The sequence below is a fragment of the Bradyrhizobium prioriisuperbiae genome (assembly GCF_032397745.1).
GTDB lineage: Bacteria > Pseudomonadota > Alphaproteobacteria > Rhizobiales > Xanthobacteraceae > Bradyrhizobium_A > Bradyrhizobium_A prioriisuperbiae.
In genome coordinates this window covers 6,162,668-6,177,808 of record NZ_CP135921.1, presented here as the reverse complement: position 1 = coordinate 6,177,808, position 15,141 = coordinate 6,162,668, and the positions used below count along the sequence as shown (strand labels likewise).

Sequence of the window (15,141 nt, the reverse complement as noted above, 5' to 3'; positions counted from 1 at the left end):
CGCCTCAAAACTGAAACGAGGTGCCGACACCGATCGTTCGACCTAGCCCAACGGTTACTGCCTCAACGCCGGGACCGTAATAGGTGCCTACCGCTTCATAACGCTTGTCGAAAATGTTGTTCGCAAAGACATAGAATTTGGCGGAAGCGCCGTCCCAGCCTATACGCGCATTGGCAAGACCGTAGCTGTCGAGATTGTAGTTGTTGCCAACGTCGGCCGCCCGTTTGCCTACGAACTGGTATGATCCTGACAGATAGATTGTGCCCTGATTGATACCGATCAACGAGGCGTCAGTGCGATATTCGGCACCAATCGACGCCGTTATTGCTGGGACGTTCGGAACCTTGTTACCAGACTTCGCACCCGTCCAAGAACCAATGGGGACGTTTTGCAACTCCGCGTGTGTATATCCGATACCGCCCTGCAAGGAGAACTCCGGCGTGAGTTGGAAACGACCTTCGATCTCCGCTCCGTAGGTGTCAAAATCGAGGGCTGCCGTCTCGTAGGTCAGCAGCGACCTATTCATGACGTAGAGATGGCCATCCTTGATGTTGTTATAGAAGATCGCGCCGTTGAGAGTTGCCCGACCGTCCAACAGCGTGGACTTGAAGCCTGCCTCGTAGCTCCAACTCATTGAGGTCGGGAAGGAAGGCTCCATGCGACCTGATGGAAGATTGCTGCCATTCCAAGCGTACCCGCCGCCGACCGCGCCCCTACCGACCGTTGCATATGCCATGAAGTTTGGCGACCAGTCATAGCTCAGGCCCAAGCGCCCGGTCAAAAAGGTGTCCGAGAAGGATGAATCCTGATTGAACGCTGCCACCGTTCCAGGCACCCCGCCGCCGGTGTAACGATAAGTGGCATCTGCATCGAGATGAGTGAGGCGAAGCCCCCCAAGCGCCCTAAGACCGCCAACGATCGGCACGGAGGCGTCCGCAAACGCCGCATAGCTATTAACCGTCAGCTTGTTGTTCTGCTGACCGCTAAAGACCGAAAAGTTAGGGAGGGAGAAATTATTTCCGTCAGTTGAGATGTTGGCGTCTGATCGGAAAAAATTGACGCCGGTCGTCCATCTGGTTTCTGAATCTTCCAGCGAGGAAAGGCGAAGTTCCTGATAATAACGAGTTTCGTCGATATTTCCGGTATAAATGTCCTGGGTTGGATTATTGAGCGTGGAAGCGGGGACGCCCAAGAGTTTGCCGAAGATAAGGCTATCGGTCATATCGAGCTTTTGATGGAAGTTATTCCGTTGAATGCTCGAAAGAGACGTGAAGCGGAAGGCGTCGAAATCGTGATCGATGCGCAAATTACCGCCATAGTCCTCGCGATTGAAATCAGGGTGCGTATTCAGCCCATCACAGGGAAAGCAAGGCGCGCTTCTCAGAACAAAGCGCGGCATCGAGTCGTCGGACCGATTGTAGTTGAACGAGAAAAGGACATTGGTGCTTGCATCGGGAGTGAACAATAACGACCCGCGAGCCGCGCCGATGTTAGATTCCCCGTCCTTGCCACCGATGACGGCGTTGCCGAAATCACCATTGCGGCCGTTGTAGCGCAGAGCCAGTCGGCCGGCGAGAACGCCATCGATCAGCGTTTCATTGGCGGTGAGTTGTCCCATTCGCCAACCGTTGCTGCCGAACTCTGTCCCGATCGTAAGTTCATGGCCGAAGAAGGGGCGGTTGGGGATATAGTTGATCGCTCCGCCTTGAGCGTTGAGGCCGTAGAGTGTTCCCTGCGGACCTCTCAGAACCTCGACGCGCTCCATATCGAGGGTCGAGGGTTGTATCCCGTAAGCCGACTGCGGAATTTCGTCGATATTGTAGGAGATCGACGTATCGTTCGGCGATAGGGGCGAGAAAGACCCGACACCACGGATGTTGCCGCTATTCGTGTATTGTCCCCCTGACTCCAGATACGTGAAGTTGGGCGTCCGCCGAGCAATGTCCGCATTGGACGACAGGGGCGATACTTCCGAAAGATTTTTCGGCTCCATGACAGATATTGCGACAGGCACTCGTTGCGCATCTTCGGGCCGCTTTTGCGCTGTCACCACGATAGTTTCTAACTGAGTGACGCCCGATTCTGTGCCTGCTCCGGTCGCATGATGCACAGTTGCACGGCTACGGGCAGATCGCGCCGTTTTACCGCCAACACGTCGCGGCGCGGGTGTTGATGTAGAAGGCGACGCCACGACAACAGGGGGCAGAGCGTGAGCTTGAGGCTGCGAAGCCTCCTGTGCATTAGCGGCGTCCGGTGTCAGTGCCGTCGAACCGAATAGCACTCCGACCACTGCCGCTGCCGACCGAAACCTCCCAACCCGGCCACTCACAACCCGATGGCGGGCCGCCTTCGTCGGCAAGACAGTAGATTCGTCTTCTATCGCAAATTCCTTCTTTCTTCGCATCGTCATGATTCCTTCGCGCCGGATTTTCCCGCGTTCTCCCCATGAGGTGCTCGGCCGTCGCTAGTGCGAGCCAATCGCACTATACGTACGTTCAGTCAATTGACTATATATACAAATCATTCTAAGATGCGACTCATAAGGGGCCAGCAAAGGAAGCGCAGGAGCAACCCATGCCGGAATTGAAACCGATCTTCTCGACGATCGACGCCCGCGATAAGCTGCTCGAAGCAGCGCTTTCGGCCTTTGCCGAATTAGGCTTCCATGGTGCTACCGTCCGCGACATCACCCAACGGGCCGGCGTTTCCCAAGGGCTGCTCACCCATCATTTCGGAGACAAAGAGCGGCTTTGGAATTTAGTCGGCGAGCGTGTCTCGGAAGACTTTCTCGAATATCTTGGACCTGCTCTTGAGGTCGAGCAGGTCGATGCCGAGACAATTCCAACCATTCTCGCAGCCTACATGGGTTACTGGCGCGACCATCCATCGGCGCTGCGCTTACAGATTTGGCGTGTTCTAGGCGCACCGGAAGCGGAACGACGCACCCGTGTCGAACGTCTCAACCGACGCATCGTACCGATTTTCCTTCGGGCACAGGAAGCGGGCTTTATCCGCAGCGATGTTCCGGCCGGGCAAGCCATGGTGACGGCTGGCAGCGTCATTCAATATCGCCTGCATAGCCAGCTCGAAATGCAAGATGCAGTAAGCGTTACGGGCGATGCCCTACCAGACGACGCAGAATTCTTGCGATACGCTTTCAGCCTTATCGCGGCACGACCGGACGAACGGTGACGTTGATGGGATCGCCTCCCTCGCACGTCGATCGCAAGGCTGCATGGTCGATCTTTCTGGCAGTCTTTGCGATTGCGACGAGCGTTTCCTTCGTTTTCGCTATCCTTCCCGCAATCGGTCGATCGCTTGGATTAAGCGAATTCAGCTTGGATTGGTGGTCGCTCCCGCTGCGCTCGTTTTCGTTCTGACAGGCCCCTTGTGGGGACGACTGAATGTCAGGATCGGTCAAAAGCAGACCATCGTTCTGTCCCCGATCGCGGCGGCCGCCTCGACGATTGCATTTGGTTTGGTGATAGTCCTTCGGCTTAGCGATGAGCTTTCCACCACGGCAACCTTTCTCGGTCTTGTGGTAGGAAGGATGGGGCTTTCCCTATTCGCCGCCGCCATTCTTCCCACGGCGCAAGCCTACATTGCCGATACAATGGCGCACGAGCATCGCACTGCTGCTTTGGCTCAGATGGGTGCGGGTTTTGCGCTCGGTTTGGTTGCGGCCCCCGGCATCGCTGGCGCTACCGCGAGCTTGGGGCCGTTCATCCCATCCTCGTAATCGCGATGATCCTCGCAATCGCTACGTTGGTAGCAATGTGGGGGCTGGCACGGACCGAAAAGCTAGTTGCGGCACATCATCATGCTGGCGAACGGACCAAGTTCTCGCGAATCTGGTCCCTGCTTTTCATCATCATGCTGTTCTACACCGTTTATGCCGCTCTGTTGCAGGTCACAGGTTTTCGCATTCAAGACCAGTTTGACCTGCCTCCAGAGGCAGCTTGAACGTGATCGCATCAAGACGGGTGGTGAGCAGAGTTCACCAGCAGACCGATCATCACCCTGTCAACGACCCCGCCCGATCGCACCACGCCAGCGCGCCCCTGCCCGCCGCCATCCCCGTCGCGAAAGAGGCCTGCAACAGATAGCCCCCGTCGGCGCTGCCGGCACCGTGTTGATGAGCTCAGCAAGTTCGCCGTGGGCGATCGCGCTCTCCGGCAGCAGCGCAATCGCAACCGACGGCAGCCCCAAGCCTTGCGCAGAAACGCCGACAGCGCTTAGGTGCTACGCTGGCCTGGTCCAGGCGCCCCAGCCAGGCACGTAGATCAGCAGCCGAAAACCCGTCGAATGCCGGCCGGGATTCCTGTCGGAACACTCATCGTTGCTGATCCATTCGTTCAGATAACAGTGACCGATCGGAGGTTCAGCTCCGGCTTCGACCAAAAACCCGTGTCCGCATATTTCGCGAAAAGATCAGGAGGAATGCAGGCCTGGCGAGGCACGTATTCCACATTTTGTCGAACCGTGTGGAGCCCGGGCATTCCAAGGTGCGCGTCGTATTCCGGCTCCTCGAGATCAAGACCAAAAAAGTCATGATCGAAGGGTTCCTCCCCGAGCTCAAAATAGAGGCGCTTGATTGAACTCCTTGGATCGCGAGCCAACACCTCATAACGAATGATGATCAAGTTTGCGGCGTGCTCGCCGAACCAGGCTTCCCGAAGCGTGCTCCACGTCTTGCCGACGAGACCCGTGTTGGAATTCATCAGCGAATCCGCGCGAGAATAAACCGACTGCGAAAGCTTGAAACCGAACATGCCGGACAGCTGGGTCGGGTTTTTGTTGAGCATCCTCTCGACGCTATCGATGATCCATCCGACCTCTCGCACACAACAGATCACCCGTGACGCGGGAAACAGCCTGGCCAACAAGGCCATTTTGCCTGTCCATGCGCGATTCGTATCCATGATCAGCTTGTTTTTCGGCAGATCGTGGTAGTAGGAAGAAAACACCCCACTCAGGAGCGCTTCGCGCCGCGCATCGTCGAATTGACTCCTGAATTCATTCTTGTCGCTGATAGCTTCCTGCATCACGCCGCAGAGCATTGACAGCGGACTGGTCACCGACGCATGAATTATCGGATTCTGCTGGAGTATCGCGGCAAGCATTGTCGAGCCGGAGCGGGGCAATCCGGAGATAAAGTGAATTTTTGAGATCATGTGTCCATGTTCACTTTCACGCGGTGTGCCGTTGCATGAGATCAAGCCATGCGAGAATGGCTATTCGTTCTCCTTTTCGGCTTGTGCATCGATTAGTGGGTTACATGTTGAGCCAGGCTGAAGGCCGTTTGGCTGCTGCTGGCTACCGCAGTCGGATCCATCGGAATGGCGCCCGAGGCTCCGAAGCCTCCAGAATTGTCGAAGTTCGTCGCCGTGGCTGCCACCAATCGGAGGATCTGGGCATCAAGAGAGTTGGCAGTGGGGTACAGCAGCTGTGCGCCAATTCGATCGTTCTGATCCAACGTTCGATTGTTCGCCGTCGCCGCGTCGTACATGATCGAATTCGGGTCGGAATTGTCGGCCAATCCGAGGGCATGGCCGATCTCGTGAAGAAGTAATTGATCGAGAGTGGCATCGGTGCCGGAATAGTTCAAACTGCCGTCGCTCCCCGCGACAAATGAATCATCGGCAGGATCTTCCAACCTAACCCGAGTTCGCGGATTCGCGCTGGAAAATCGCGATTTTGCGATTTTTTGGCGAGTTAAGTCTTTGATCTGCAAAGGGTGAGGTGTCCGGAATCGGCCGAAAACGGCTGTAGTGAAGACCTACCGGATTCCCAATGACGTGACGGTGCGGATAGATTCGCAGCGCCATGTTCCTGCGACGCACCGAGCGAAAGAAGAACGGCAAGACGCACAGCTACTGGAACGTTGTCGAGAACAAGCGTCTCGATAACGGGCGAGTGGTGCAGCGGCATGTGCTGTATCTCGGTGAGATCAATTCCTCGCAGGCAGCGGCGTGGCGCAAGGCGATCGACGTGCTCGACGAAGACGCCGGACATGCGCGAACGTTGTCGCTGTTTCCGGAAGATCGATGCGAGGCGATCGCGGGCGATGCGTCGATCGTCCAGCTACGCCTGTCCGAGATGCAGCTTCGACGTCCGCGGCAATGGGGCGCCTGCTGGCTGGCCGGACAGTTGTGGCAGGAGCTTCAGCTCGATTGGTTCTGGGCAGAGCGGCTGCCGCCAAGCCGCAAGAAGACGAGGTGGGACCAGATCCTGCAGGTGCTGGCAACCTACCGGCTGATCGCGCCGGGCAGCGAGTGGCGGCTGCATCGGCAATGGTTCGGTCAGAGCGCAATGGCCGATCTTCTGGGAGCAGACTTCGGCCTCGCGGAAGAGCACAAACTCTATGCCTGCCACGATCTGCTGCTCGCGCATAAGGAGGCGCTATTCTCGCATCTGGTCGGGCGTTGGCGCGATTTGTTCAATGCCGACTTCGACGTGCTGCTGTACGATCTGACCAGCAGCTACTTCGAGGTCAACGCATCGGACTTGCCGGAAGGCAGCAAGCGCCGCCACGGCTACAGCCGCGACAAGCGGCCGGATTGCCCGCAAGTGGTAATCGCGCTGGTGGTGACGCCCGATGGCTTGCCGTTGGCTTACGAGGTGCTGCCCGGCAACACCGCTGACAACAAGACACTGCGGATGTTCCTTGCCAAGATCGAGCAGCAATACGGCAAGGCGCGCCGGGTCTGGGTGATGGATCGTGGCGTGCCGACCGAGGCCGTGCTGGCCGAAATGCGCCACAGCGATCCGCCAGTGCAATATCTGGTCGGTACGCCGAAGGGACGCCTGAACCGGCTGGAGAAGCATCTGCTGGACAAGCCCTGGCAGGACGCGCGGGAGGGCGTGCAGGTCAAATTGTTGTCCGAGGACGGTGAGCTCTACGTCTTCGCTCAAAGCGCCGATCGGATCAGTAAGGAACGCGCGATGCGCCGGCGGCAGCTGAAGTGGTTGTGGAAACGGCTCAGGCAAATCGATGCGATGGAGATCACGCGCGAAGAATTGCTGATGAAGCTTGGCGGCGCGCGATCCAAAGCGCCGGCGGCCTGGCGTCTGGTCGATATCGAGATCGACAAGCAGCGCCCGAGCTTCAGCTTCGCACTCAATCGAAACAGATTGAGAAAGACCCGACGTCGCGAAGGCCGTTATCTGCTGCGCACCAACCTCGCCGACAATGACCCCGCCCAGCTCTGGCAATACTACGTCCAACTCGTTGCCGTCGAAGAAGCGTTCCGCAATCTCAAGGGCGACCTGGCGATTCGTCCGGTGTTCCATCAAGACGAGGTCCGGATCGAGGCCCACATCTTCATCGCCTTCCTGGCCTACTGCATGCAGGTCACGCTGACGCGCCGGCTTCATGCCCTCGCATCGGGCTTGACCGCACGTCGCGCGCTCGAAAAGTTCGCCGCCATCCAGATGATCGACGTCCATCTGCCGACCACAGATGGGCGCGAGATCCTGCTCACCCGCTACACCCATCCCGAACCGGAACTGCAGCTCCTGATTGATCGGCTGAAGCTCCGGCTGCCACCGCAACCGCCGCCCAGGATCACCACAGCCGCCGTCAACCAAGCCAGCCGCTGTAGTGAAGACCTTTCGAGCTAAGCCATTGATCTGGCTGATGTCGACCCTTCAAAAACCCGCCAATCCGCGAAGACGGGCTAATGACGGCACCGGGCTGAATTGAGCCGCCTTGCGCCCGGAAACTCGTATTGCCGAGAACGCCTGATGTTGGTGTTTGCAAATCGCCCCAACCGATACGGATATCGGATGTGCTCGCGTCGTCGACGTTTTCGAATGTCAATCCCGTAACGGCCGACCAGACGGCAAACGCCTTGGCAATGGTCGCCTGGTATTGCGCGTCCATGGAAGAACTGAAGGGCGATGCGTCGGGGCCGGGGCCATTGGCAATGCTCCAGGTAATGACCTTGTGATCCCACAAGGCGCCTTCGAGCACCACATTTCCGCCCCCTGCCGCAGACAACGGCGCAATTGCGCTCTGGTAGGCCTGCCAGCGCGCCCGCTCGGCTGCGTCCGCGGCAGCGTTGTTTCCATAAGCGCGGTCATACTGTGCGACGACGTCGATCGAGGATCCAGGCGGCTTTGCGTAGGCAGAGCTGGCCAGTTCGTATCCATCATAGTATCCCGTCTCTTCCGCGGACCAGCCGGTGCCCGCGTCATCAGACCCGAATAGCTCGTCATTAGTTCCATAAATATCGATCGTCGCATTCTGCGCGTAGATCGGATCGTACGATCCGGTGACATAAATCTCACTGCCAGATCCACCAGTTATCGCGGTCTCATGACTGTCGAATATGTCGCCGACCGTTCCTGCCTCAATGTGAATAACGTCGTGGCCGTTTCCTCCGGTAAAGATTTCAGAGGACTTGCTCCCCTCTCCAGTTGCCCAGATCGTGTCCCCCGAAGCATCGATGTAATTGGCTGCACCATAGATGGTTGCGGTGGTGTTGCCTGTGCCATAATTGATGTGAGCATCTGTAACATGATCCGCTTCGGACAAGCCGCTCTGATTGATCGTCGCGCCAGTTCCCAAATACAGACTATCGCTGTTTCCCGAGGCGTTTACGGTGTCGCCGGCTCCACCGTCGATCGTGTTGCTGGCACCATTGATCGTCTCCGATAAATTGTTGCCAATGGTCACGGTGTCGTTTGATCCGTTAACGATATCGCCGCCGCCGGACAGATTGATCGCATCTCCGCTCCCGGCATTGATCGTGTCGCCACTCCCGGCATAGATCGTATCGCCGCTTCCAGCGATGATCGTGTCTCCGCTTCCTGTAATCGTGGCGGTGGTATTATCGCCCAGGTGAACGGTCTCATTGCTAGCCGTAATGATATCGTTCGATCCGGTAACGTAGATCGTCTCGCCGCTGCCTCCATAAATATTGTCGCCGCTGCCATAGATCGTTTCGCTAAGGTTGTTGCCGCCAAACACGATCGAGTCACCCGAGGCGATCACGCTATCTCCAGTTCCCCCGACGTCGATCGTGTCTCCGCTTCCGCCCACCGTCACGCTTTCATTGGAGCCGACAACAACCACCTCATTTGAAGCATTAACCGTATCGCCCGTCCCGTCGACGTAGATCGTGTCGCTGCTTCCACTCACCGTGACCGTGCTGTTGCCCGCGAGATCCAAGGTGTCATTGGCCCCCGAAACAACGAAGCTCGTATTGGCTGAAGTTGCGATCGTATCGCCGCCGCCGCTGACCGAGTAGCCCGAGCCACCGAGCAGCCCGAGATAGTCGCCCGTGCCGCCGAGGTTGACGGTGTCATTGCCACCGGACAGGTTGAAGCTCGTGTTGGCCAGGGTCGCGATCGTGTCGCCGCCGCCGTTGACCGAGTAACCCGAGCCGCCGAGCAGCCCGAGATAGTCGCCCGTGCCGCCGAGGTTGACGGTATCGTTGCCACCGGACAGGTTGAAGCTCGTGTTGGCCAGGGTCCCAATCGTGTCGCCGCCGCCGCTGACCGAATAGCCCGAGCCGCCGAGCAGCCCGAGATAGTCGCCCGTGCCGCCGAGGTTGACGGTATCATTGCCACCGGACAGGTTGAAACTCGTGTTGGCCAGGGTCGCGATCGTGTCGCCGCCGCCGTTGACCGAGTAACCCGAGCCGCCGAGCAGCCCGAGATAGTCGCCCGTGCCGCCGAGATTGACGGTATCGTTGCCGCCGGACAGGTTGAAACTCGTGTTGGCCAGGGTCGCGATCGTCTCACCGCCGCCGCTGACCGAATAGCCCGCGCCGCCGAGCAGCCCGAGATAGTCGCCCGTGCCGCCGAGACCAACAATATCGTTGCCGCCTGCAAGATTGAACGAGGCGCCACTCGCCGTATCAACGGTCTCCCCCGATGCGTTGACGGAAATATTTGTGCCGAGAACTCCGATATAACCACTGCTGCCATTGATCGTCGTCGAGGTGTTGCTTGCGAGATTGACGATGTCGCCGACCGGACCATTGCTGGTCATCGTGGTGGCGCTGTCATTGTTGACGACGTTGCCGGAGCCGCTTTCGACCAGCACATAATCCGATCCGTTGAGGCTCAGGGTGTCGTTGCTGCCGCTTTCCGCAACCGAACTGTGGGCACCCAACGTGATCGAATCGCCGCTGCCGTTGAGGGTGAATGAAACCCCGTTGAGCGTCGCAGCCGACTCCCCCGATGCGTTGACCGTGACATTGGTGCCGAGCACACCGAAATAGCCGCCGCTGCCGTTGATCGTCGTCGAGGTGTTGCTGGCGAGATCGACGATATCGCCAACCGGGCCATTGCTGGTCATCGTGGTGGCGCTGTCATTGTTGACGACATTGCCGGAGCCGCTGTTGATCCGGACATAGTCCGACCCGTTGAGGCTCAGGGTGTCGTTGCTGCCGCTTTCCGTGACCGAACTGTGGGCGCCCAACGTGATCGAATCGCCGCTGCCGTTGAGGGCAAATGAAACGCCGCTGAGCGTCGCAGCCGACTCCCCCGATGCGTTGACCGTGACATTGGTGCCCAGCACACCGAAATAACCGCTGCTGCCGTTGATCGTGGTCGAGGTGTTGCTTGCGAGGTCGACGATATCGCCGACCGGACCATTGCTGGTCATCGTGGTGGCGCTGTCATTGTTGACGACATTGCCGGAGCCGCTGTTGATCCGGACATAGTCCGACCCGTTGAGGCTCAGGGTGTCGTTGCTGCCGCTTTCCGTGACCGAACTGTGGGCACCCAACGTGATCGAATCGCCGCTGCCGTTGAGGGCAAATGAAACGCCGCTGAGCGTCGCAGCAGAATCCCCCGATGCGTTCACCGTGACATTGGTGCCGAGCACACCGAAATAGCCGCCGCTGCCGTTGATCGTCGTCGAGGTATTGCTGGCGAGATCGACGATATCGCCGACCGGACCATTGCTGGTCATCGTGGTGGCACTGTCATTGTTGACGACGTTACCGGAGCCGTTGTTGATCCGGACATAATCCGTCCCGTTGAGGTTTAGGCTATTGTTGCTGCCACTCATCGTTACCGAGCTGTTAGTTCCGATACCGATGGTGTCGCTGCTGCCAGTAATAGCCGCACCGGTACTATTGCCCAGAGCGATCGTGTCGCCAATTGCATTAACCGTCTCGCTACTCCCGGACACATTCAGCGTCGAACCGCTGTCGGCATCGAGAACTACAGTCGCGTTATTGCCTGCCACTGTGATAGCAGAGCCGTCGCTGCCGAAAACCTTATTGCTGTCACCAGTAACGGTCGCACTGCTATCGCCTAAAATTACAGAGGCATTTGCAACGCTCAGAACATCCGGCCCACCAGTCTCGTTATTCCCTAAAACAGCTATTGTCCCACTGGGGCCAATCGAGACGGTGTTTCCTCCCGATACATCGAAAACCATCTGATTGCCGGCACTCGAATAGTCCTGCCCGCTACCGAACAAAAAGACGGCCGAGTCACCAGAGCCGTCTGAAACAGTCGCGCCGTTATTTGTTACACTTATACTGTCCTCACCCTTTGCCGGAGTGATTATCGAGGCTCCAATATAATTTATCAGCGACTGCCCAGCAGCACTCAATGCATTATACACACTTCCGGAGGTCGTTCGTATTGCTCTTGCATCCTGCACCACCTCATCTATCGCGCTGTCGGAGTTGACCACGCCGACAGCCCCGCCGTTATTTGCGGCGCTGGTGATGGGCTGAATATCATTCGCATGCCAGACCGAGTTTGGGCCAAAGTACTGATACCCCGTGCCGGCTTGACCAAGAGTGTCAGATCCCGCCATGACCGGCCATTCTGGCAACGAGCTATTTTGGGACGGACTGACCGTGACATTCGCCGCAGTCGCCGTGTTGTAGACAAAACTCAGACAATCGTTGTTGTTCCTGACACTATACGACTCCTGACCACTGCTAATTGCCGTAAGCTGTGAAGCAATGAAAGTTTGCACATTGTCGACCTGCTGTTGAGAAAGGCTGAACGAAGTCGCAATCGCTTCGCCTGTGTCAGTCGTATACAGCCCACTCGATCCGAATACCTGGTCCAGAGCGGTTTTCAAAGAGGCCTGCGTTACGTTTCCTTGTGAATCAAATTGCAAAGGCCCTCAAGTGGCAACCGCCTAACGGCGCCAGCCCCGTTGGGGTTTACCGCCGCTAAGAAGGGGGCATTTTGCGCGCTGTTAGCATACAGCCCGTACTCGTAGTAGGTCGCCGATCCATCGGATAGCACAAGTATGAACGCGGCGTGCCCGAAACCGATCGACGCCCCATCGGAAGCGACATTGTAGTTCGGAAGCACAACAGGAATCAGAGCACCGTTTGCCATTTACTTTTCCTCGGTTGACTGATTTGGACGCGCGCACATTTCATGGATAACGTTGATGACTGATGTTGAATCTTTTTTCCATCTACACGATGAACTGTAGAATTTCTCTTTCGCGATGAATGCTCCATTGCCGTCGATAAAAAATAGGCTGTCGAGGTCAAAAATATAAACGACAGGAGCTTGGTGCTTCTCGACGAAGAATGAGTATTCATGCCGCGCGCAATAGTTATCGCCGCCAATACCATGGCAAACTTCGAACTTGTTATCGGCTAATTGCCGTATGCGTTCGTAACCCGTCGCAACCGCTTCCTTCGTCGTTTCGACAATATGTTCCTCGCAATTCTTCGGTCGGCCGGTCAAACGCGGAGGAACGATGTCGGTGACGAATTGCCTGACGGGGACGAGCGTGTTTTGAACACCCTCGATCTCCAGCCCAACAGCGTCGTCTGGAGAGACAAAAACGATCTTGTATTCGTCAAAGTGCGACATATCCAAAGGCTGCGCCGTGTAGTAAAGGCCCGCGAAATTGATCTTGTGCTTGAAGTCGAGCACGCACCCCAGGACAAAATGAGAGGGAGCATCGAGAGGTCGGAAGTAGGTGCTGTACGATTCGACCTCGCCCCTCGTTCCACCCCCCGGATAGAATGTTCGCGAAAAGGAGCGAGCTCGCTGCTGACATTCGCGGGCGAATTCGTTCGCGACCGGAAGCAACTTGTGGCATTGCGAGTAGAATGACGACTCGGCGGCCGTCGCAATCTGACTGCAGCAAGCAAAAAACAGGGCACTCACGAATTGTGCGAGATTGATGTGCGCGCTACGTGCTCTCATGATTGAAGCGGCCTCGGTTATCTGAATAGAATCCCGGCGTCGACGAGAGACCGATGAACATTACCATCCCCGGATTCGATGCAATGCTTCTGTCGTGAGCGCTGTAACAAAAGCGCACAGACTAACGAAGCCGCAAAGAATCCGCGACCTCGATAGCCGGCGAACGCCAAGCATTCGACTGACCCCGACAAGCAATGCTGAGGAGATGAAAGATAGCTTAGACAGCCGCTGCCGCCAGTCAGCTAGACGCTGACGCGTGGTTCCACCCGCTGTTCAAACTCTTAAAGTTGCGTTGCGACATGAAAAAACCTGCGCTTTTGAGTCACAGACAAAGGCAACATGACTTATTGTCGCAGTTGAGCATGTGCCTGCGGCAATTTGCAACCCCGCGATGCACCCGCATTTCGAAATATCTACGGTCTCTCGAAATATTGATCGGTGAGACAACTGTAAGCAAATTTTTCTACGGCGGATGCCCTTCGCAGAGAACCAAGCCACCGACTATTTCTCTACACTTGGCAAAATTCAGCTCTGCAGTATCGAGCACCAATGATCTGTTCGTGAATCCACCGCGATTGAGTTTCCGCCGCACATCAAACTCTTGGTGTCACTCAATCGTCATGCTTTTCACAACGGGCCGACCCCAACGCACCCTGCCCCGCGGCCACGCCCGTCGCAAACGACGCCTGCAGCAGATAGCCGCCTGTCGGCGCCTCCCAGTCGAGCATTTCGCCGGCGACGAACACACCGGACAGACGTTTCAACATGAAGCTGTCGTCGACCTCGCTCCATGCGATGCCGCCGGCCGTCGAGATCGCGCGCGCCAGCGATGCCGTGCCTGTCAGCCGGACCGGGACGGCGTTGATGGTTTCGGCCAGTTCCACCGGCGACAGCGCCGAGAGACTGCGGCCATCCGTGATCGCGCTCTCCTGCAGCAGTGCGATGGCAACAGGCGACAGCCCTGTCGCCTTGCGCAAAAAGGTCGATAGCGATTGCTTGTTGCGGGGACCGGACAGCCGTCTGACGAGATCTAATGTTGCGATATCCGGGCGCAGCGCGATCTTCAGCAGAGCCGATCCGGCTTGCGCGATCTCCTCGCGCAGCACCGACGACAGCGCGTAGATGCCGCCGCCTTCGAGGCCATCGCGGGTCACCATGATCTCGCCGCGCGTGGTGCGCGCGCCGAATTCGAGCGCTACGCCCTTGAGCGGGCTACCCTCGAAACGATCGCGGAACATCTGCGACCAGGCGACAAGGAAGCCGCTGTTGGCCGGGCGCAGCGCCATGACCTCCACGCCGCGCGCCTGCAGCAACGCCGACCATCCGCCATCGGAACCGAGCCGCGGCCAGCTCGCGCCGCCCAGCGCCAGCACGACGGCGTCGGCGGCGATGGGCACGGGACCGCCGGGACTGTCGAACACCAGCGCACCATCCGGCGCCCAGCCGGTCCACCGATGCCGCAGCGCGATCTGGACGCCCGCCTGATCGAGACGACGCAGCCAGGCGCGCAGCAGCGGCGACGCTTTCAGCGCTTTCGGAAAGACACGACCGCTGCTGCCGACAAAGGTCGGCTGTCCCAGACTTTCACACCAGGCGCGCAGATCGTCAGGTGAAAACCGCGCAATGGTCTCGCGCAGCCATGGCTCCGCCGCCCCGTACCGCGCCATGAACCGGTCCAGTGGCTCGCTGTGGGTCAGGTTCAACCCGCCCCGCCCGGCCATCAGGAACTTGCGCCCGGCCGACGGCATGTGGTCGTAGACGGTGACGCGCGCACCACCGTTCGCCAGCGTCTCCGCGGCCATCAGGCCGGCGGGACCGGCGCCGATAACGGCGACGTTGAGCGAAGGGCTGGGCATCAGGAGCGCGCATCAGACATCATGGTGTGCGCGTTATCGACCGGCACGGCGCCGAAGCCAAGCAGGTTTTTCGCAGCAAGCCCCCGCCGCCCGCTCCGTCAGGCGCTTGAAGGCAAGTCTCTTGCGAATG

The 15,141-nt window shown here is 58.0% G+C and carries 10 protein-coding genes; 4 read left to right on the top strand and 6 right to left on the bottom strand.

All coding sequences use genetic code 11. The features are described 5' to 3' along the window. Window positions 1-4 precede the first annotated feature (4 nt). On the bottom strand, window positions 5-2,053 hold the full coding sequence (locus RS897_RS29235) for a TonB-dependent receptor (protein ID WP_315832176.1): 2,049 nt from the start codon (window positions 2,051-2,053) through the stop codon (window positions 5-7). Between the two features lie 521 nt (window positions 2,054-2,574). On the opposite strand from RS897_RS29235, the gene RS897_RS29230 reads away from it, so the two are divergent. The 3 genes from RS897_RS29230 to RS897_RS29220 are packed head-to-tail and all read left to right on the top strand — an operon-like array spanning window position 2,575 to window position 3,963. Then, window positions 2,575-3,192: a TetR/AcrR family transcriptional regulator gene (locus RS897_RS29230; RefSeq protein WP_315832175.1), complete on the top strand. Its 618-nt coding sequence runs from the start codon at window positions 2,575-2,577 to the stop codon at window positions 3,190-3,192. A gap of 43 nt (window positions 3,193-3,235) precedes the next feature. After that, window positions 3,236-3,739 (top strand): MFS transporter, encoded by a 504-nt coding sequence (locus RS897_RS29225; protein WP_315832174.1) that lies wholly within the window; start codon window positions 3,236-3,238, stop codon window positions 3,737-3,739. Between the two features lie 5 nt (window positions 3,740-3,744). Then, window positions 3,745-3,963: a hypothetical protein gene (locus RS897_RS29220; RefSeq protein WP_315832173.1), complete on the top strand. Its 219-nt coding sequence runs from the start codon at window positions 3,745-3,747 to the stop codon at window positions 3,961-3,963. Between the two features lie 392 nt (window positions 3,964-4,355). On the opposite strand, the gene RS897_RS29215 is transcribed toward RS897_RS29220, so the two are convergent. Beyond that, entirely contained in the window at window positions 4,356-5,174 is an 819-nt protein-coding gene (locus tag RS897_RS29215) for a sulfotransferase family protein (protein ID WP_315832172.1), read from the bottom strand. Window positions 5,175-5,266: 92 nt separating this feature from the next. Further along, window positions 5,267-5,734, bottom strand: coding sequence for a matrixin family metalloprotease (locus tag RS897_RS29210; protein WP_315832171.1), 468 nt, complete (start codon window positions 5,732-5,734; stop codon window positions 5,267-5,269). A 92-nt stretch (window positions 5,735-5,826) separates the two neighbouring features. Here RS897_RS29210 and RS897_RS29205 point away from each other — a divergent pair, with 92 nt between their 5' ends. Then, the gene (locus RS897_RS29205; RefSeq protein WP_315831529.1) at window positions 5,827-7,623 is read left to right on the top strand and encodes an IS1634 family transposase; all 1,797 of its coding nucleotides are present in this window, start codon (window positions 5,827-5,829) and stop codon (window positions 7,621-7,623) included. On the opposite strand, the gene RS897_RS29200 is transcribed toward RS897_RS29205, so the two are convergent. From RS897_RS29200 to RS897_RS29190, 3 genes are all read right to left on the bottom strand, one after another. Next, a complete protein-coding gene (locus tag RS897_RS29200) occupies window positions 7,583-12,061 on the bottom strand; it encodes a beta strand repeat-containing protein (protein ID WP_315832170.1) in 4,479 nt (1,492 codons plus the stop codon). The two genes, RS897_RS29205 and RS897_RS29200, sit on opposite strands and share 41 nt — an antisense overlap. A 266-nt stretch (window positions 12,062-12,327) precedes the next feature. Further along, window positions 12,328-13,155, bottom strand: a complete 828-nt coding sequence (locus RS897_RS29195; protein ID WP_315832169.1) for a hypothetical protein — start codon at window positions 13,153-13,155, stop codon at window positions 12,328-12,330. Between the two features lie 611 nt (window positions 13,156-13,766). Then, window positions 13,767-15,011, bottom strand: coding sequence for a BaiN/RdsA family NAD(P)/FAD-dependent oxidoreductase (locus RS897_RS29190; protein ID WP_315832168.1), 1,245 nt, complete (start codon window positions 15,009-15,011; stop codon window positions 13,767-13,769). Window positions 15,012-15,141 lie beyond the last annotated feature (130 nt).